Below are 19,275 nucleotides of genomic sequence, written 5' to 3' on the forward strand. Positions count from 1 at the left end.
ATATGTTTATCGAAACGAAAACATTTACAGTAAAAGAAGGTACATCAAATATAGTTGTAGAACGTTTCACTGGAGAAGGTATTATTGAAAAATTTGAAGGCTTTATCGATTTAAGTGTTCTCGTGAAAAAAGTAAGACGCGGCGACGAAGAAGTTGTCGTAATGATTCGCTGGGAATCTGAAGAAGCATGGAAAAACTGGGAAACAAGTGAAGAACACTTAGCTGGACATAGAGCAGGCCGTGGTAAACCAAAACCAGATCATATTATTAATGTGGATCACGCAGTTTATTATGTGAAATCATCGAAATCGGCTTATCAACAGTCTTAATATACAAGCAGAGGATACATGTTGTAGAAGCAAACATGTATCCTCTTTTTTATTACTGGGGGATGTAAATGATAGGAAATCTTTCATTCATTAAAAAAATGTTCTAGGATATAGAAAAAAATATTAGACTTATAAAGCATAGTCTTAGATGGAACGCTTGAATATCTTGCCTTACATATTTAAGGGTTATGAAAATGAGTCTATATCCCTTCTGTTTACAAGGAGATGAGTACATGAAGCTGAATCATTTAAATTTATGTGTTGATGACTTATCAGAAGCGAGACATTTCTTTGAAACATTTTTTGATTTTCAATTTTTGGAACAAAAAGGGAAAGCACTTGTAGTTATGAGTGATGAGAGTGGATTTATACTTGTGCTAAGTGATCCAAAAGCATTTAAAGGGAATAAGGAAGTTACGTATCCGGAAGCTTTTCATATTGGTTTTTTAGTGGAAACTACAAATGAAGTGGATCAAGCGTATAATCGTTTAGTAGCAGGCGGCATTGAAATAGATAAGGAACCTTATTCGATGCGAGGTAGTAGTTATGGTTTTTATTTTACAGTATTTAATGGCTTATTAATTGAAGTGTCTTGTCTTGATTATAGAGAAGGTAAGAAAATTTCAAAGCTTAATAGTAATCACCAAGAGTAATCATTTGAAGGTGTATATTTAGCCCCTTATCCAGTTTGGAAAGGGGCTTGTTTATTTTATTACCTTATTTATCTTACTATTTGTGGATTGATTATAGTCTCACCTTATTTGTCTATCTGAATTTCAAATTCAAGCACAGCTTGATCTTTCCTAAACGGGATACTGAGTTCTTTAAATCGTAAGCTTATTCCAGACAAATTATCAGGAAGGACAGGAGATATAACGAATTGATGATTCATATGTCCATCGGTGCCACCACCACCTTCTGACCAGCAATCGTATGTATCATCTATTGATAATTGGAAGAAACTATGAGGCTTATTTTCAATAAAATCTTCATCCGTGGAATCCCAATCGCTATATAAATAAACTACACTAGCATTTGCATATTGCCGAATAAAAGTTACAGTATACATGACGCCATTATGTTCATAAGTTTTAAAAACAGGTACATGTTTTTTGAAGCCAGTTGGTTCAACGCGAGGTTTAAATTCTTCTTCATCCATCATGGAAGAGAATAATGAGTTTAGATAGTCTGGATAAAATTCGTATTGCTTAGCCCATTTATAAATCGCTTCATCATGTGGAAAACCTGGGTCATCACCTGAAAGTTCTTTTCGTTCTTTTAATAGGGCGCAAATTTTTTCATCAATAGAGTATAAGCGTTCATCGTAATGATCGGTAGGACGTTCGAAAGTCATTCTTCGCATAATCATTCCTCCTTTACTTTATTTTAACAAAAAAGACAGACTAATAAATAGTCTGTCTTTTTACATTAATTCTTCACATCATCATAAAGTTCAAGCGCCTCTTTCACATTCAATCTATTCTTCACAATACCATGTATTGCTTGAATCATCGCAGCTGGGTGCTCAGATTGCCATATGTTTCGGCCCATGTCTACTCCGATCGCGCCTTCTTGCAGTGCATTGTACGTAATGTTTAATGCGTCTTCGATTGAATCTAGTTTTGGGCCACCCGCGATGACAACTGGGGCAGGGCATGTGCTCGTTATTTTTTCGAATCCTTCGCAGTAATACGTTTTAATAATATCAGCACCCATTTCAACACATACGCGGGAAGCAAGTGCTAGAAAGCGAGCTTCACGTTTTTGTAATTCCTTTGCGACTGCGGTAATACCGAGTACTGGTAGGCCGTAATCGTGAGCTTCAGAAACTACATTTGCGAGATTCGAAACAGTTTGTGTTTCATAGTCTGATCCGACAAAAACAGAAACGCCAACGCCAATTGCGTTTTGCTTCACTGCTTCTTTTACAGGTGTAACAATTGTTTCATTCGCTAAATCTTTACCAACGACAGTAGCGCCGCCAGATACACGCATAACCATCGGTGTACTGCAGTTTTCAGGAATACAGGAGCTAAGTACACCGCGCGTTAAAAAGAGGGAGTCTGTATAAGGAAGTAAGTTTTTTACTGTTTCAAGTGGTTGTTCTAGTCCGTGAATTGGTCCTAAGAAATATCCGTGATCTATTGCTAACATAACCGCTCTACCATCAGGTAAAATTGTATTTAATCGATTTTTAAATCCCCAAGTCATTCGAAATCACTCCTTCGTTAATGTTGGATTTTCCGTTTGTACCGTATCTTTATTTGGTAAATGTGGTGACTTTATAAAAACAGCTTTAAAAGGTTTATCAGAATGGTTAATCAGATAGTGAGATTCATGAGGGCGAACTTGCAGGACATCACCTTGTTTAATCGGAACTCTTTCGTTATTTACATAGAAGTCTATTTCACCTTCTAACGCATAAAAAACTTCTTCACACGTTGTATGATAGTGATTTTGAAACTCTTGCCCAGGCTGAATGACAACAAGACCAAGATCAATATTCGGGCCTTGTATTAAATATTTCGGCCCGTTATCACCGAAGCGATAGGAGAAATCATTTTCATTCGCTTTTAACATACAGTTCACTCCTTTATGTAAATGAGTTACAGTGCACCTGGCGCAATCCACATATGTGTTGTAAGTCCTTTATCAGCTAAAGTGAGCTGACTGTTATACACGGTTTTCCATGTTTCATAGAATTCCTTGTATAGCTCGTGATTTTCCGTGATTGGTTCAAATGTATTTTCCCACTGTAAAAATTGTTCGGCAGCCTCTTCCATAGATGTATATATTCCAGCGCCAACTCCAGCAGCAATCGCAGTTCCTAAAGCAGCTGCTTCTTTCACAACTGGTACTTTTACAGGAATGCCGAGTACGTCTGATAGAATTTGTGGCCATAGTTTCCCTTTAGCGGCACCGCCAGCAAAAACAACTTCAGAAGGGAATGTATCAGTAAGATTTTCAATTAGTTTTAAGTTTCCAAGTGTAACGAAGGCCGCATTTTCTTCAATAGCACGGAACAGTTCCTTTTTTCCGCATTTGTCAGCGTCTAAACTTAAATTTAAGAATGAAGGTGCGGCATGACGCCAAGAAATGTAGTTCATAACGTTTGAAAAAGTAGGGATAATACCATATGAACCGACAGGTACGTCTTTCGCTTGTTCTTCTAATAATTCATAAGCGTCTACACCGAGTTTTTCAGCGAGCTTTTTTTCTTCTTGGCAAAAAGCGTCTCGAAACCAGCGCATAACAAGACCAGGGAAAAAAGCGATTGTTTCATATTGCCATAGATTCGAAATGACATGGCAATTTACACGAATCGCAGCATATGGATCTGTAATTGGTTCTGTAATATTTACTTCTTGTTGCCAAAAGCTGCCTCCGCATATTAATGTTTGATTTGGTTTCACGACTCCAGTTCCGAGTGATGCCATTTGAGCATCTCCGCCGCCAGCGACGACAGGAATTCCTGCCAGTAATCCAGTTAATGCTGCACACTCTTTTGTAACGTTTCCGATTACTGTACCAGCCTCATTTACTTTTGGTGAAAATGGCAAAGTTATACCACACTCTTTAGCGACATCGTTATCCCAATTTCTATTTTGTAAATCAAAGATTCCAGACGTACAACCGTTGGAAGGGTCGATTTGCAGTACATCGCTTAATTTATACAAAATCCAATCGTTTAACATCGTAAAGGAGTGGATATTACAATAGATTTCTGGTTCATGTTTTTTAATCCAAAGTAGACGTGGTAAAGCACCTAATGAAAAAGTTTGCCCAGATTTTCTGTATAAATCTTCTTCAAGATGTGAGCGGATTTCTTTTAGCTCACTAACTTCAGCGGATGCACGGCCATCAACATTTGCACATGCCCATATTTCTTGCCCATTTTTATCATATAAAACAAAACCTTCTCGCATACTTGTAGCGCTAATAGCTTGAATAGAAGAAGGAAGTATATTACTTTTTTGTAGAACTTCTTTCGTACACTGTTGTACGAGTTGCCAGTTTGCTTTTACATCAAAATTCATAGAACCGGGGTAACGAGGATCAGTTTTATGAACCCATTCTTTTTGGCTTACTGCAATTTGATTGCCTTGTAAATCAAAAAGAACAGCTCGAATGCTTCCTGTACCAGCATCGAAAGCTAATAAAGTAGACATTAAGAATCACCTTCCTTTCTTAATAAGGAGAGCGCAGTTTCTTCATCAGTAATTAATGTATGAATAAATTTCCCTTTTAAAGCCCCATAAATGGCATCTATCTTTTGAGTACCTCCAGCCACACCAATGACATGCTTCATACTGCGAAGAATCGTAAGTGGTGTGCCAATTAGACGATTATGATGCGAGAGCTCTAATAAATCACCATTCGTATTATAAAACTGTCCTAAAATATCGCCCGCCCCGTTTTGACTTCGAATATATGTCATTTCACGTAGCGTTAATTTTTCTTCTTTTACAATCGTAGCGTCTTGAGATAACCCGCCAATACCGACAACTGCCGTATGTGCAAGTGAAGCGACATGAAGCATATCTTTCACGCTTGGTTCTGATAAAATACTTTGTGCCATTTCAGTAGAAGATGCTAGAAAAGGAGTAGGAATAATATGAAGATCACCTTGCATGTAGTGTAAATAGTTTTGTTTTCTTGGGAGATAGTGGTTTACTCCGCCTGTTAGCGTTACGAATGAAAGATTAATAGAACTTTCAAAATGAATGTTTTCTAGCATTTTACTTATTGTTTCACCCCAGCCGATGCCGAGTAAATCACCTTGTTGGAGATGAGTCTCTAAATATTGTGCAGCGGCTTTTCCGAGAGAAGCGTGATAATTGTCTATTGGAGTAGGGATAATGAAAGCATCTTTTAAGTGGAATTTTTTCATTAGGTCACGCTCAATACTTAAACAGTGTAAACCAGTTCCTTTTACGTGAAATGTAACGATACCTTCACTGCGTGCCTTATCTAATAACCGGACAACTTTATTTCTTGAAATGTGAAGAAGTGAAGCAATTTCCTGTTGTGTTAATTGGTCTTTATAATAGTACCAAGCTACTTTAGTTAATAAATTCTCTTCAAAGTTCAGCTGTGTCATACTCTTCATCCCTTTCAACAATTGACCACTCCTTAAACATATGTGCCACATATTTTGTTTATTCCAGTTGAAACGATTAATTGTACGTAGAAAAAAGTGTTCTAGATATAAAAAAAGGAATATACAATGCTACAAAACAAGTAGAACAAATAATCATTTTCTCAAAAAATGTTCTGGATAAAGGCAGGTGACATCATGTGGAGAACGTACCTTTATTACAAATAAAGAAAATGAGTAAGGCGTTTTTAAATCAACTTGTATTAAAAGAAGTGAACTTACAAGTAGAGCGTGGAGATATATACGCTTTAGTGGGGGAGAATGGCGCCGGGAAATCAACATTAATGAAAATATTAACGGGGTTATATTCGTATGATGATGGAGAGATGTATGTAAAAGGAATGAAGCAACAGTTTTCAAATCCGTCAGAAGCACATAGAAAAGGTATTTATTTAATACCGCAAGAACCACTCATTTTTCCGCATATGACTATTGAAGAAAATATATGTATCGGGTTAAAAGAAAAGAAAAAGAAACTAAGAGTACAGATTCAGCAATTGATTAACAGTCTAGGGTGGGATATTGACCTTTATGAGTTAGGAGCATCATTATCCATTGCGCAGCAACAGTTAGTAGAAATCGTTAGAGGATTAATAAGAGAAGCTGAGATTCTTATTCTAGATGAGCCAACATCGACATTAACAACACACGAAATTAAGAGTCTTTTTGTGTTGATGAAAAGTTTACAAGAAAAAGGAATTGGGATGATTTATATTACGCATCGTTTTCCAGAAATCTTTGAAATTGCCAACAAAGTAGCAATACTACGTGATGGAATGATTGTAAGTCAAGGTGATGTATGTGACTATACATATGACATGCTAATGGAGGGACTATTGCCAAAAGGATATAAACAGAAAGAGAAAATAGAAGTAGTTCAAGAGACAGCAAGGACGAAAAAAATATTAGAAGTGGTTGATATAAATGGTCACGCATTCAAAAATATATCATTCACTGTACATGCGGGAGAGGTTGTAGGTGTTGCTGGCATTATAGGATCTGGCAGAACGGAATTAGCAGAAGCGATATTTGGATTGAAAACTATAAAATCAGGGTCTATCTTATTAGATGGAAAATCAATTGATACGTGTTCTTTGCATAAAAGGCTAGACGAAGGACTAGTTTATGTGCCAGAGGATAGGGCGAGGAATGGAATTTTCTCAATGGCTTCTGTTAAAGAAAATATTGCAGCAGCAAGTTTACAGCAAAATAAGCGCTTTTTTATAAATCAAGAAAAAGAAAGCGCTTTAGTTAATTTTTTTATAGAACAATTCCGAATTGTTGTACAGAATATGAATGAAGAACTCGCATCTTTATCGGGAGGAAATCAGCAAAAAGTCGTACTTGCGAAGTATCTCGCATGTAATCCGAAAATTATTATTCTTGATGAACCGACTCGCGGAATTGATGCGAAAGCAAGGCTTGAAGTGTATGAGACGATAGAAAAAATGAAAAGGGAAGGGCTTGCAATTTTATTAATCTCTTCAGATGTTGAAGAAATTGTTCAATTAGTAAACCGTGTATATGTAATGAGAAATGGACGATTTGTTTCTCATATGGAAAAAGAACAACTGAGTGTGAATGAAGTTACACGCCTTGCAAACGGAGGTGTAGCGAAATGAAACGTATGTTAAAAATGCATGAAACGTCTATCATACTGTTACTACTAATTTATATAGCCATGGTCGGGATAATAAATCCTAGTTTTGTTCAGTTTAACTCGTTATCGTTAATGATGAAATCAAGCGTTATTTTAGTCGTTCTAGCAATTGGCCAATCGTTCGTTTTATTTACGAAAAATATAGACGTATCAGTTGGCTCAATTATGGGATTAAGCGCGGCAGTTTGCGGGATGTTATTAACGAACGGATATAGTGCAGTCTTGTCGATACTTGCTGCTATAATGCTTGGTGCTATTATCGGTTTCATAAACGGGATTGGAGTTGCAAAGTTTCGGGTACCAGCCATTATTATGACATTAGGGATGTTAGGAATTGTTAGAGGTGCAATGTTAATCTTCACAGGCGGGAAGTGGATTGAAGATACTCCAAATAATTTTAAGAAACTTTCATCTATCGTCATACTTGGTCTGCCGATAATTGTATGGGGTGTTCTTATTATTTTATTACTACTATACTTCTTTTTAAGGAAGGTACCATACGGAAGATACTTCTATGCGGTAGGTGACAATGAAGATGGTGCGAGGCTCATTGGGATACCTGTTAATAAAGTAAAGATAAATGCGTTTATTATATCGGGCATAAGTGCGGCAATCGCTGGTTGCATATTTGTTATGAATATCGGGTTCGTTCCAAATCAAACTGGTACAGGAATAGAACTACAGGTGATCGCAGCTGCTGTGCTAGGAGGAATTCATCTAAAAGGAGGAACCGGTTCTATATTTGGAGCCGCATTAGGAGCATTATTTTTAGAAGCAATAAGCAGTTCACTCGTCTTTTTAAAAATACCAGCATTTTGGAATAATGCTATTTCGGGTTTTTTACTATTACTTATTATCATACTAGATAGTGTCATGAAGAAGTGGAAAGTAGAGAGGAGGATGAATCTATGAAGTATTTTTACAGATGGGAAGGTGTTCTAATCGTATTACTTCTTATAGAATTCATTCTCTTTAGTTTTATAAATCGTGATTTTTTAAATATTAGAAATCTCCTTTTTAGTACAAATGATTTTCTGTTTATAGCAATCGCAGCGATTCCAATGACTTTCGTTATTGTAACAGGAGGAATTGACGTATCTGTAGGATCTATTATGGGGCTAACTTCGATTTTAATTGGTGTACTTTGGATGAATGGGATTCATATTTTATTAGCAGTAATAATGGCACTTATAGTCAGTTGCTTAGCAGGAGCTTTAAATGGATTCATTATAAAAATGACAGATGTAGAACCACTAGTTGTTACACTCGGAACGATGTTTTTATATGGAGGAATTGCACTCGTCATTTCAGGAGGGGCGGGTGCTTCTGGATATGAAGGGATAAGTGGTTTACCTGATGCTTATGTACAACTAGCAAATGGTAGTTTTATAGGAATACCTAACTTATTATGGCTTCTTATCGCATTAACAATTGTATGCACGATTTTGTTTCACCGAACGATATATGGACGCCACGTACAATTAACAGGAGCGAACGAAAATACAGCAAAATACACCGGGATTCAGACGAAGAAAGTAGTAATCATTGCTTACATACTTTCTGGGTTAGGAGGTGGATTAGGGGGTGCTTTCTTAACTGCATATTTCGGTTCCGCACGTGCTGATATGGGAAGTGAAACAATATTACCAATCATTACAGCAGTCGTATTAGGCGGGACACTTATTACGGGAGGAAAAGGAAGTATTATTGGTACTGTACTAGCGAGTATTTTTATAGGCCTTATGCAATATGGCCTACAAATGACAGGTTTAACAAATGAACAATCAAATGTAGTAATAGGTATTATCCTTATTCTTTCAGTTATTATGAGACATTTCAAATTACATCAATTCTTAGCAGGGAAAAGACGGAATTTGCATAAGGGGGAAATGTCATGAAGAGAAAACTAGGGATTGTATTGATCGTATGTATTTGTTTAATTGGTTTAATCGCTTGTTCCAGTCAAACGGCAGATAAGAAAAAAGCAGATGATGTGAAATTTGCATTTATCCCGAAATTAACTGGAGTTGGCTTCTTTACATCGGGCGGTGAAGGAGCAAAGGAGATGGGAGATAAGCTAGGCGTACAAGTGAAATATGATGGGCCGTCTGAAGCGAGTGTATCAGGGCAAGTAAAGTATATAAATAATTTCATTAATCAAAACTATGATGCACTTATGGTTTCCTCTACATCAGTTGATGGTTTATCGCAATCACTGCAGCGTGCTAAGAAAAAAGGAATGACTGTCTTAACGTGGGATTCTGATGTGAATCCGAAAGACCGTTCTTTTTATATAAGTCAAGGGACACCAGACCAACTTGCTAACTTATTAATTGAAATGACTTCCAAGCAAATTGGAGATAAAGGAAAAGTAGCTTTCTTTTATTCTAGTCCAACAGTAACGGATCAAAACCAATGGGTAACGAAAGCGAAAGAAATTATTAAAAAGAAATATCCGAACTGGGAAATTGTAACGACGCAGTACGGTGAAAATAATGCGCAAAAATCGTTATCAGTAGGGGAGAACATATTAAAAACGTATCCAGATATTAATGCAGTCATTTGCCCGGATGCAACGGCACTACCAGCGATGGCACAAGCAGCTGAAAACTTGAAAATGGATAAAAAAGTTGTTGTAACTGGCTTCTCTACACCAAACGTTATGCGTGATTACGTAAAACGAGGAACAGTACAACAATTTGGATTATGGGATGTAAAACAACAAGGTGCACTCGCAACGTATGTAGCAAATGAAATAGTAGTAAAAGGGAAGAAGTTAAAAGTAGGGGATAGTTTTGAAGTAAAAGGAATCGGAAAAGTGAAAGTAGAGCCAAACTCCATCCAAGGTTATGATTATGAGGCAGAAGGAAATGGAATTATTGTATTGCCAGAGCGGGTTGTATTTACGAAAGAGAATATTGATAAATATAATTTCTAGTAACGAAAAAACGTCCGAATATATCGGACGTTTTTTATTTCTTCATTAGTTATGAACTGTTTCTTTTTCATTTAATCCAAGCGTACGACCTGTAGAAGTGTGTAGGTCTTGGAACAACCTTGGATTTTCAGTTAGTGAAATGCCATATGAAGGAATCATTTCTTTTATTTTTTCTTCCCATTCTACCATGCGGCTTGGGAAACATTTTTCTAATACTTCAAGCATGACGTGAACAGCAGTAGAAGCACCTGGTGATGCGCCTAGTAATGCGGCGATTGAGCCGTCAGCTGCACTTACTACTTCTGTACCAAATTGAAGTGTTCCTTTACCGCCAGCATCAGTATCTTTAATTACTTGTACACGTTGTCCAGCAACTACAATATCCCAATCTTCACTTTTCGCGTTCGGAATGAATTCGCGTAATTCTTCCATGCGTTTTTCGTGCGATAACATAACTTGCTGAATTAAGTATTTTGTAAGTCCCATTTCTTTTACACCAGCAGCTAACATCGTTAAGACGTTATTCGGTTTTACAGAACCGATTAAGTCAAGATTTGAGCCAGTTTTTAAGAATTTAGGTGAGAACCCTGCGAATGGTCCGAATAATAAAGCTTTTTTATTATCTATATATCTCGTATCAAGGTGAGGTACAGACATTGGCGGAGCGCCAACTTTAGCTTTACCGTATACTTTCGCATGATGTTGCTCTACAACTTTTTGGTTTTTACATACCATAAATAGTCCACTTACTGGGAATCCACCGATATGCTTTGATTCAGGGATACCAGTCTTTTGAAGTAGAGGTAGACTACCGCCACCACCGCCAATAAAGACGAATTTAGCAGTATGATGCTCAATTTTACCACTATTCATATCGTGTACTTTCACTTCCCACAAACCATTTTTCGTGCGCTTAATATTTTCAACACTATGCTTGTAGTTTAGCTCGACATTTTTCGTTTTTAAGTAATCAAACAACATACGTGTTAATGCACCGAAGTTAACATCTGTTCCAGAGTCAATCTTCGTTGCCGCCATCGGTTCATTAGATGTACGGCCTTCCATAATGAGTGGAAGCCATTTTTTTAATGTTTCAGGAGCGTCGGAAAATTCCATTCCTTGAAACAGTGGATTTTTTGAAAGCGCTTCAAAACGGTTTTTTAGAAACTCAACATTTTTTTCCCCTTGTACTAAACTCATATGAGGTAGTGGCATAATAAAATCTTGTGGATTACGAATTAATTTGCTTTTTACAAGATATGCCCAAAATTGTCTTGAAAGCTGGAATTGCTCATTCACTTTTACAGCCTTACCAATATCTATAGATCCGTCAGATTTTTCGGAAGTATAGTTCAGTTCGCATAGCGCAGAATGCCCTGTACCTGCATTATTCCATTCGTTAGAGCTTTCTTCCCCGGCACTTGCGAGTTTTTCAAAAACTTTAATTTCCCATTCAGGTGCTAATTCTTTTAGTAATGAGCCTAACGTTGCACTCATAATTCCTGCACCAATTAAGATAACGTCTGTTTTTTGCTGCATGTTGCTCATGATAATCTCTCCATCCCCTATATTGGCAAAAAAGTGTAGGTGTTTTCTATGTCTAAGCCGTAAAAGAGAAACACCGCCTAGGCCCCACCTAGGTGTATACCTTTTTTGTCTCAATTATATAACCATCTCATACTCTATTATAATAATTAATAGACTAAAATATCTAGTGTTATCTGATAATTTTAAACTATTTAACGTTTTATTCGCTAAAAATCTTATTTAACAAGCTCTTTTAAGGTGGTAAATAGAAAAAAATTACAGTTTGAAATTATCTCGAAAAAGCTTACGTATCCTTAAGTGACTAAATCGAGTACCTTTTTATGGGATTATTCTTTCTGTAATGGTAAGATTATTCTGAAAAAAAGGAGGGACTCTAATGTGTACAAAAGAACAAATTTCAAACTTATTTCGAAACTTTTCAATAAAGGAATGTAAAGGGTCAAGTGATTTATATGAATATTTATCAATGAAAATTGCTGAAGATGAGGAAGTACTTACACTATCGTCCTATGCTCAGGTAGGTCAACCAGTCCCAAACTTACTATTAGGTGCAGTACATTATTTATTGCTAGCAGGGAAAGAACATCATTTAAAACGTATTATAGTAGTTTAGTTGAAAATGCTGATACAAATTTAGATAAAGCTTTTAATCATTTTAAAGATTTCTGTAAAGAGTACCGAGAAGAAATCATTACTTTGTTACAAACGAAACTCGTTCAAACAAATGAAGTAAGACGGTGCGCATACTTATACCCAAGTTTCTGCTACATATTTAACAAAGTGAAGAAGCCGTTAGCGTTAATTGAAATTGGGACAAGTTCTGGGTTGCAACTGTTCTGGGACCAATATCGTTATTCGTACGGGACGGATGAAATGTACGGAAATATAAATTCAAATGTGCATGTAACTTCTGAAATAAGAGGGGAGAATGTACCGCATTTTCTAAAAGAAAGCCCATCTGTCGTAGAAAGAATCGGACTGGACTTACATGTGAATGATTTACATAATGAGGAAGATTATTTATGGTTACGTGCTTTAATTTGGCCAGAACATAAAGAAAGGCTTGAGATGTTTGATCAAGCTGCATCTTTAGTGAAAAATGAATCTGTCCAATTCATAGAAGGAGACGGTGTAGAGCTATTATCATCTATTATTGAACAAATAAGTGAAGAAGCTGTTATTTGTATTTTCCATACACACGTCGCAAATCAAATACCAGAACAAGTTAAACATAAATTAGAAAAACAAATACAAGAAATCGGCGCAAAACGTGATGTATTCCACCTGTATAACAATATGTGGGATCGTGACCTTCATATTGATTATTATATTAACGGAAACGAATATCGTGAAACGGTTGGAGAAACAGAAGGACACGGGAGATGGTTTAGCTGGAAGATTGGAAATGAGACGCTTATTTAGATTAATATTGGCGCTCTCACTTGTAAAAAGTGAGGGCATAGGTTCAAGCATTAACTAAATGACTAAGGAATAAATATTATTAGTACAATACAAAAAAAGCTTGGGAGAAATCCTAAGCTTTTTTTGTATTACACTTAAACCCCATAATGGATCATGTACTTTTGTTCTGTTGTAGCTTGTTCAATTTTTGAAGCTAACTCAATCAGCTCATCAGAATTTTTGAAGAACTTTGAAGATGTAACTGTTTCATAGAATATTGCTAATGATTCAGGCGGGATAATTGTAATACCGTAATAAGCTAAACCGTATTCCTGATTTTTGACTGTATGAAAGTAGGTTTTCATAATTGATAAATTTCGATTTAAGCTACTGATAATATCATCATCAACAGAAATACAATGATATTTCTCTGGTGTATAATCTTCGTAATTTTTTTGAGAAGTAAAATCGTCAATTATTCCAAAATCATGGACACATGCCATCATTATCATCCTTTCAATTTTAATAAAGTGAGTTCTATTAAAGTAAAATGGTCATTCGTTTAAGTGTAATAGAAATAGTTATGTAGTTCATAAAATATCTTCGGTTCTTCTTCGTGAAGACAGTTTATTTATCGATAAACTCATCGGGAGCCCAAGTGGCGATTTCATTCCCAGGTGCAGCGACTACAAGCCATTGCTCACATAGAACACCAGATTGCCAACATTCATAATAATCATGAAAACCATTTACAAAAATAATTTGTCCACTATCTAATGTAATAATTAAATGAGGGCTTTCTAAGCCAAGTTGTATATCGGTAACTTTTTGTCTTCTTATCTTAAATATTCTTTCATATTCTTCTTCCCCAGAATAAACTTCAAATTCATCTTCATTTAATGGGTATCTTTTTTGAGGTTTATTAAATAAACACCATTTTGATTCGATATTGATATATAATTGTCCGTCATAATCAACTGAGTCGTGAAAGTTTGTGAAATGAATCTTTATAGCGCCTGGAGAAATACCAAATTGTAATCCATCAACTTGTGATCCGATGAATAGATTTTTCAACACCTTTTCAGCGTAAATTTTATCCTCTTGATTCATTCTTGAAATCCTCCTTTTCTTAAAAATATACCTTATATTTTTATTGTAATAAATAAATTTTCATGTAAAATGAACCTTTTGTGAAAAACGAGCGAATATATTGTGAAAGATCATGAGAAGGGGTTGTAATGTTGGATGAAGTAAAATTGAAAGAATGGCTATAGAGTAAAGTATTTCATATAAAAATCACGCATTCATTCTAAGTCATTTACCCAAATTACGATATGTTCAATTTTCATAGGTTTCATCCATCCTATCTGTAGCAATTAGGCTTCCACTGTATTAAGTTTGCATTTGCATTGCAACAATTTTGCTTTGGTGTTAAAGCTAGTTGTTAAAGCTAGTTGTTAATTTTTGATTATGTACGTACATACAATATGTAATTAAGTAAATGATCAACATAGTAATTACAGAAAAGGGTGAATGAAGCATATGAATCAATTTGAGCAAATGATGTACGTTGGTGTCATCATGTCTATTGTACTATCCGTTATGATTTTAGGGTCCTTATATTATAATCCTCGACTTTCATTAACTGATTATCCGAAAGATATTCAAAAAGTAGTTTTTCCAAAATCGATTCATGAAAAAAAGCAAACCATTTACTTTAATATTGTATATAATGCTATTCTTTTCAGTTGTCCTTTCGTTTCTACATATATATTACATAAGCATGAAAAATTATTGTATATTGATGCTTATTTACACACTTTTGGTATTTTAATGATTTTTAATTTAGTAGATTTATTTATAATTGATTGGCTAATTTTTTGCTGGATTACTCCGAGGTTTGTTGTGATTCCTAGTACAGAAGGAATGAAGGGATATAAAGATTATAAGTTTCATTTAAGAGGTGCTATAGTCGCTACTAAAATTTTAGCAATCGTAAGTTTATTTTTGGCGGGAATTGCAACAACTATTTAGTGTGAAGAAGGGCATGAAGCTTTTATAAAAGATAAGGATATTTATAATATATAGAATTAGAAATAAGAATTTGATAGTATTGGAGTAAGGAGTTTTAATAACAGTATATTAAACAATATTAATATACTGTTGCAAATGTTTTGATATTATGTAAAATTATACAATTTTACAGAGGCATTTGATAAAATTCAAAAAATATAATGGAGGCTAATATGAAAAAAGTAATTGGCGCAGCAACAGCAACTATTTTTGGATTGGGGGCGTTTACCTCAACTGCTACCGCAGAAACAATCGTAACAGCAGATGTACTTAACGTACGTGAAAAACCGACTACAGAATCAAAAGTGGTCGAAAAAGTAAAGAATGGGCAAGAGTTAAAAGTCATCAATACCGAAGATGGTTGGTCAAAAATTGAATTGAACGGTAAAGAAGTGTTTGTAAGTTCGGAGTTTACAAAAGATGTGTATCATGTAACGGCGAATTTGTTAAATGTACGTACCGAAGCAAACACAGAATCAGAAATTCTTGGCAGACTGAAAAAAGATGATGTAATTGAATCAACGCATCAAGTAAAAGACGGATGGCTGCAATTTGAGTATAAAGGAAAAACAGCTTATGCAAACGTTTCTTTCCTATCAAGTACAGCACCAACTGAAAAGAAAACCGAAGAGAAAACGAAGCAAGTAGCGAAAGTACAAAAATCAGTTAAAGAAAAGAAAGAAGTAAAGACGCAGAAAGTAGCAAAAGCGAAAGAAACAACGAAAGCACAAGAAATAGTAAAGCCTAAAGAAGAAGTAAAAGTTAAAGAAGAACCGAAAGCGCAAGAAATAGTAAAGCCTAAAGAAGAAGTAAAAGTTAAAGAAGAACCGAAAGCGCAAGAAATAGTAAAGCCTAAAGAAGAGGCAAAAGTCAAAGAAGAAGTAAAAGTTAAAGAAGAACCGAAAGCGCAAGAAATGGTAAAGCCTAAAGAAGAGGCAAAAGTTAAAGAAGAAGTAAAAGCTAAAGAAGAAGAAAAAGTGCAAGAAATAGCAAAAGCTAAAGAAGAAAAAGCGCAAGAAATAGCAAAAGCTAAAGAAGRAGAAAAAGYGCAAGAAATAGCAAAAGCTAAAGAAGAAGAAAAAGYGCAAGAAATAGCAAAAGCTAAAGAAGAAGAGAAAGCAAGAGAAATAGCAAGAGCTAAAGAAGAAGAGAAAGCAARAGAAATAGCAAAAGCTAAAGAAGAAGAGAAAGCAAGAGAAATAGCAAAAGCTAAAGAAGAAGAGAAAGCAAGAGAAATAGCAAAAGCTAAAGAAGAAGAGAGAGCGAAAGAAGTATCAAAAAACAACATAGAGTCTGCTAAACGTGAATTAACGGTAGTAGCGACAGCGTATACTGCTGATCCAAGTGAAAATGGTACATATGGTGGACGCGTTTTAACTGCGATGGGGCATGATTTAACGGCAAATCCGAATATGAGAATTATCGCAGTTGACCCGAAAGTAATCCCATTAGGATCTAAAGTATGGGTGGAAGGTTATGGAGAAGCTATCGCTGGTGATACTGGAAGCGCAATTAAAGGTAATCGTATTGATGTATTAATGGGTTCAAAAAGTAAAGCTATGAATTGGGGAAGACAAACTGTTAAAGTGAAAATTTTATAGTAACTATAATGATCCAAATAGAAGTCAGTTCTCTTTATTGAGGCTGGCTTTTATTTTTTTAGTGGAAGTATAATAGGATTCTTAAATGACTTATTAATAAAACTGTAATAAAACATAAAAATTGTATCATGTTTAGAAAAACTATTAAGAATGAGGTAAGGAAGTAGAACAGAAGGGTATTGAGAAGTAGAGAAGAATAGTATGTTGCTACAATTACACAAGATATCGAGGAACGTGAACTTATTTCAGTAGTTGATTTCCAGTTTGGGGAAATGAATATCTATTTTTATTTATGTCAAGATTGTTCTGTAATGAAGACCGAGATACAAGGTACATAATGTAAATAAGACTGATTGATTATGTCAGTCTTATTTGTATATCTTAATATCATTAAAAATCACATCAAATATTTCTTTTTGCGTAAAGTTATCTGTAAAAATAGTTTCTCTCGCAACCTCAATTGTATCGTGCGGATTATACCATTTTTGTAGGGAATCTTCACCAAATTCATGTCGTTTGTCCCTTGTGTTATGTCGTCTAATAGTTTCCTCTAATGATAAATCAAAGTAATATGTAAATGCATTTTTATCAAAATAACGAATTAATTCTTTTAACATCTCACCATACCTACTACTGTTCAATATACCTTCTAAAATAACAAATTCACATTTTCCTTTTCCGTACTTTGTAATTTCAAATAGTAAATCATGTGATAAATTCCCCATTGTGTCGTGTACTCTAAGCATATCTCTACGCACAACATCCTGTGATACTAAAAGTGTACCTTGTCCGAAATGTTCTTGTAGTTGCTTTGCAATCGTTGTTTTACCACTTGCGGAGTTTCCTCTAAGAATGATTAAAGTGGATGTAAATATAGGATTAGACATAATGTATTCCCCCCAACAGTATTAATTATATAGAAAATTTTAACAAATAAAGTGAGGAAAGTGTATAATTAATATGATGGATATTTAAGGAGGGGGTTAGATGGGGGATATATTAAAAAATGCACGACCTATATGGAAACGGACTTGGTTTCGTTATCTAGGGGCATTTTTTATTGTTCAGTTACTGTTTATTTTGTGTGAAATAACTGCGTGGGCACCAAACTTTAGGCCAGGCGGAGAGTTTTTTAATAGAATATTAAATTCTCAATTTTTCACTGAATGGTTCACACTCTATACAATCCCGCAATTTAACGTATTTACAGCATTTTTTGCGATTACATTACTACCATATGCATTAGTAGGTGCAATGAAAGATATAACATCAAGAAAAAATATAAAGGAATAATAGAGGTATAATATGCTTTTTCAAAAAGAAGGTTTATTGATTAGATACGTAATGGAAGATGATGCATCTATCGTTTCTAAATGGTTAACGGACCCAGCAGTCCTGCGGTATTACGAAGGACGAGATAATCCGCAGTCTGTAGAAAAGGTGCTTGATCATTTTATACATAATCCAAACAGTAATGAAAAAAGATGTTTAATAGAATTTGATACCGTTCCGATTGGTTACATGCAAATGTACCCAGTTGATTCAGAGTGGAAAGCGTTATATGGCTATAAAGAATCACAAAATGTATGGGGAATGGACCAATTTATCGGTGAACCAGCCTATTGGGGAAAAGGAATTGGACAAAAACTCGTTCAGGCAGCAATTACATACATTATGGGTGAAATGGGAGCAGAAGCAATCGCAATGGATCCGAAAGTAAATAATGAACGAGCGATAAAGTGTTATGAAAAATGCGGATTTAAAAAAGTAAAGATTTTAAAGGAACATGAGCTGCATGAGGGGAAATTAGAAGATTGTTGGATGATGGAATACAAACAATTATAATGAATATGCAATGGCTTATATAAACGAAGGGAGCTGTGCGAAATGAAAAAAGCGTTAATCGTAATTGATGTGCAAGCGGGTATGTATACAGCTGGAATGCCAGTACATAATGGGGAAAAGTTTTTACAAACATTGCAAGAGCTTATTGGGGAATGTCGTTCAAATGATATCCCAATTATTTATGTCCAACATAACGGTCCTAAAGACCATCCGTTAGAAAAAGGTACGGATGGGTGGCGAATCCATGCGGCAATCGCTCCGCAAGAAGGAGATAATATTGTTGAAAAGACGACGCCAGATTCATTCCATAAGACAAACTTAAGCGAAGTGTTACAAGAGAAAGGAATTGAACACGTTATTCTTTCGGGAATGCAATCAGAGTATTGTGTAGATACGACAACGCGCAGAGCATGTAGTGAAGGATATAAAGTAACGTTAGTGAGTGATGCGCATAGTACATTTAATACAGAAGTGTTACGTGCTGAAGATATTGTGCAACATCATAACGCAGTATTGGGAGCGTTTGCGGATGTTGTTGCATTAAAAGACTTGAAAGTGGCTGCCTCTAAATAAGAGGTAGTTTTTTTATTAGAAAAAAGCGTCAAATATTGTCGGTAAGTCGATATTTTGAAATAATCGTTTATATAATTTCACGTACCATAATGAAAATATACAAAAAAGAAGCACCACATAATTAAAAAGGGTGCTCCTGCATTAAAATG

General features: G+C 35.3%; 20 protein-coding genes and 1 pseudogene. 12 read left to right on the top strand and 9 right to left on the bottom strand.

Translation table 11 applies throughout. The features are described from left to right. The first annotated feature begins 2 nt into the window (after positions 1-2). The gene (gene hmoA / locus ASE54_RS12220; protein WP_000469498.1) at positions 3-329 is read left to right on the top strand and encodes a heme-degrading monooxygenase HmoA; all 327 of its coding nucleotides are present in this window, start codon (positions 3-5) and stop codon (positions 327-329) included. Positions 330-562: 233 nt separating this feature from the next. Further along, on the top strand, positions 563-982 hold the full coding sequence (locus ASE54_RS12225) for a VOC family protein (RefSeq protein WP_000773089.1): 420 nt from the start codon (positions 563-565) through the stop codon (positions 980-982). Positions 983-1,086: 104 nt separating this feature from the next. Here the strand turns inward: ASE54_RS12225 and ASE54_RS12230 are convergent, their stop codons facing one another. The 5 genes from ASE54_RS12230 to ASE54_RS12250 all read right to left on the bottom strand — a co-directional run bounded on the left by ASE54_RS12230 (position 1,087) and on the right by ASE54_RS12250 (position 5,448). Next, positions 1,087-1,692: a hypothetical protein gene (locus tag ASE54_RS12230; protein ID WP_001253821.1), complete on the bottom strand. Its 606-nt coding sequence runs from the start codon at positions 1,690-1,692 to the stop codon at positions 1,087-1,089. Between the two features lie 65 nt (positions 1,693-1,757). After that, positions 1,758-2,540, bottom strand: coding sequence for a 3-hydroxy-5-phosphonooxypentane-2,4-dione thiolase (gene lsrF, locus ASE54_RS12235; RefSeq protein ID WP_000219780.1), 783 nt, complete (start codon positions 2,538-2,540; stop codon positions 1,758-1,760). 6 nt (positions 2,541-2,546) lie between these two features. Next, positions 2,547-2,909, bottom strand: a complete 363-nt coding sequence (locus ASE54_RS12240) for a cupin domain-containing protein (RefSeq protein ID WP_000909986.1) — start codon at positions 2,907-2,909, stop codon at positions 2,547-2,549. A gap of 26 nt (positions 2,910-2,935) precedes the next feature. Then, positions 2,936-4,498, bottom strand: coding sequence for an autoinducer-2 kinase (lsrK, locus tag ASE54_RS12245; RefSeq protein ID WP_000105712.1), 1,563 nt, complete (start codon positions 4,496-4,498; stop codon positions 2,936-2,938). After that, positions 4,498-5,448, bottom strand: coding sequence for a sugar-binding transcriptional regulator (locus tag ASE54_RS12250; RefSeq protein ID WP_000677766.1), 951 nt, complete (start codon positions 5,446-5,448; stop codon positions 4,498-4,500). Before ASE54_RS12250 ends, lsrK begins: the two co-directional genes overlap by 1 nt. A 179-nt stretch (positions 5,449-5,627) precedes the next feature. Here ASE54_RS12250 and ASE54_RS12255 point away from each other — a divergent pair, with 179 nt between their 5' ends. Genes ASE54_RS12255 through lsrB form a run of 4 tightly spaced genes read left to right on the top strand, consistent with a single transcriptional unit; the run spans position 5,628 to position 10,085 of the window. Next, positions 5,628-7,109, top strand: coding sequence for a sugar ABC transporter ATP-binding protein (locus ASE54_RS12255; RefSeq protein ID WP_000432600.1), 1,482 nt, complete (start codon positions 5,628-5,630; stop codon positions 7,107-7,109). Beyond that, the gene (locus tag ASE54_RS12260; protein ID WP_000827500.1) at positions 7,106-8,059 is read left to right on the top strand and encodes a sugar ABC transporter permease; all 954 of its coding nucleotides are present in this window, start codon (positions 7,106-7,108) and stop codon (positions 8,057-8,059) included. The genes ASE54_RS12255 and ASE54_RS12260 overlap by 4 nt, the downstream gene beginning before the upstream one ends. After that, complete coding sequence (locus tag ASE54_RS12265) at positions 8,056-9,045, top strand: autoinducer 2 import system permease LsrD (RefSeq protein WP_000873533.1); 990 nt, start codon at positions 8,056-8,058, stop codon at positions 9,043-9,045. The genes ASE54_RS12260 and ASE54_RS12265 overlap by 4 nt, the downstream gene beginning before the upstream one ends. Continuing rightward, positions 9,042-10,085, top strand: coding sequence for an autoinducer 2 ABC transporter substrate-binding protein LsrB (lsrB, locus tag ASE54_RS12270; protein ID WP_000823653.1), 1,044 nt, complete (start codon positions 9,042-9,044; stop codon positions 10,083-10,085). The genes ASE54_RS12265 and lsrB overlap by 4 nt, the downstream gene beginning before the upstream one ends. Positions 10,086-10,130: 45 nt before the next feature. Here lsrB and ASE54_RS12275 read toward each other — a convergent pair whose 3' ends face one another. Further along, positions 10,131-11,633, bottom strand: coding sequence for a malate:quinone oxidoreductase (locus ASE54_RS12275; RefSeq protein ID WP_000069147.1), 1,503 nt, complete (start codon positions 11,631-11,633; stop codon positions 10,131-10,133). A gap of 376 nt (positions 11,634-12,009) precedes the next feature. Between ASE54_RS12275 and ASE54_RS12280 the strand changes: the two are divergent. Continuing rightward, positions 12,010-13,055 (top strand): annotated as a pseudogene (locus ASE54_RS12280) (DUF2332 domain-containing protein). Between the two features lie 134 nt (positions 13,056-13,189). Here the strand turns inward: ASE54_RS12280 and ASE54_RS12285 are convergent. Then, entirely contained in the window at positions 13,190-13,540 is a 351-nt protein-coding gene (locus tag ASE54_RS12285) for a hypothetical protein (RefSeq protein WP_003309616.1), read from the bottom strand. Positions 13,541-13,661: 121 nt separating this feature from the next. Next, complete coding sequence (locus ASE54_RS12290) at positions 13,662-14,144, bottom strand: hypothetical protein (protein WP_001070897.1); 483 nt, start codon at positions 14,142-14,144, stop codon at positions 13,662-13,664. A 432-nt stretch (positions 14,145-14,576) separates the two neighbouring features. On the opposite strand from ASE54_RS12290, the gene ASE54_RS12295 reads away from it, so the two are divergent. Together ASE54_RS12295 and entB are read left to right on the top strand one after the other, a co-directional pair. Next, positions 14,577-15,068, top strand: coding sequence for a hypothetical protein (locus tag ASE54_RS12295; protein ID WP_001071238.1), 492 nt, complete (start codon positions 14,577-14,579; stop codon positions 15,066-15,068). A 212-nt stretch (positions 15,069-15,280) separates the two neighbouring features. Further along, positions 15,281-16,708, top strand: coding sequence for a cell wall-binding protein EntB (gene entB / locus ASE54_RS12300; RefSeq protein WP_057272984.1), 1,428 nt, complete (start codon positions 15,281-15,283; stop codon positions 16,706-16,708). A gap of 368 nt (positions 16,709-17,076) precedes the next feature. On the opposite strand, the gene ASE54_RS12305 is transcribed toward entB, so the two are convergent. Beyond that, positions 17,077-17,595, bottom strand: coding sequence for a kinase (locus ASE54_RS12305; RefSeq protein ID WP_000070085.1), 519 nt, complete (start codon positions 17,593-17,595; stop codon positions 17,077-17,079). A 100-nt stretch (positions 17,596-17,695) separates the two neighbouring features. Here ASE54_RS12305 and ASE54_RS12310 point away from each other — a divergent pair, with 100 nt between their 5' ends. The 3 genes from ASE54_RS12310 to ASE54_RS12320 are packed head-to-tail and all read left to right on the top strand — an operon-like array spanning position 17,696 to position 19,126. Next, positions 17,696-18,001 (top strand): YfzA family protein, encoded by a 306-nt coding sequence (locus ASE54_RS12310; protein ID WP_000502347.1) that lies wholly within the window; start codon positions 17,696-17,698, stop codon positions 17,999-18,001. Between the two features lie 12 nt (positions 18,002-18,013). Beyond that, entirely contained in the window at positions 18,014-18,553 is a 540-nt protein-coding gene (locus ASE54_RS12315) for a GNAT family N-acetyltransferase (protein ID WP_000898780.1), read from the top strand. A gap of 42 nt (positions 18,554-18,595) precedes the next feature. Further along, the gene (locus ASE54_RS12320; protein WP_000709528.1) at positions 18,596-19,126 is read left to right on the top strand and encodes a cysteine hydrolase family protein; all 531 of its coding nucleotides are present in this window, start codon (positions 18,596-18,598) and stop codon (positions 19,124-19,126) included. Positions 19,127-19,275 lie beyond the last annotated feature (149 nt).

The organism is Bacillus sp. Root131 (assembly GCF_001429475.1).
Taxonomy (GTDB): Bacteria; Bacillota; Bacilli; order Bacillales; family Bacillaceae_G; genus Bacillus_A; species Bacillus_A thuringiensis_S.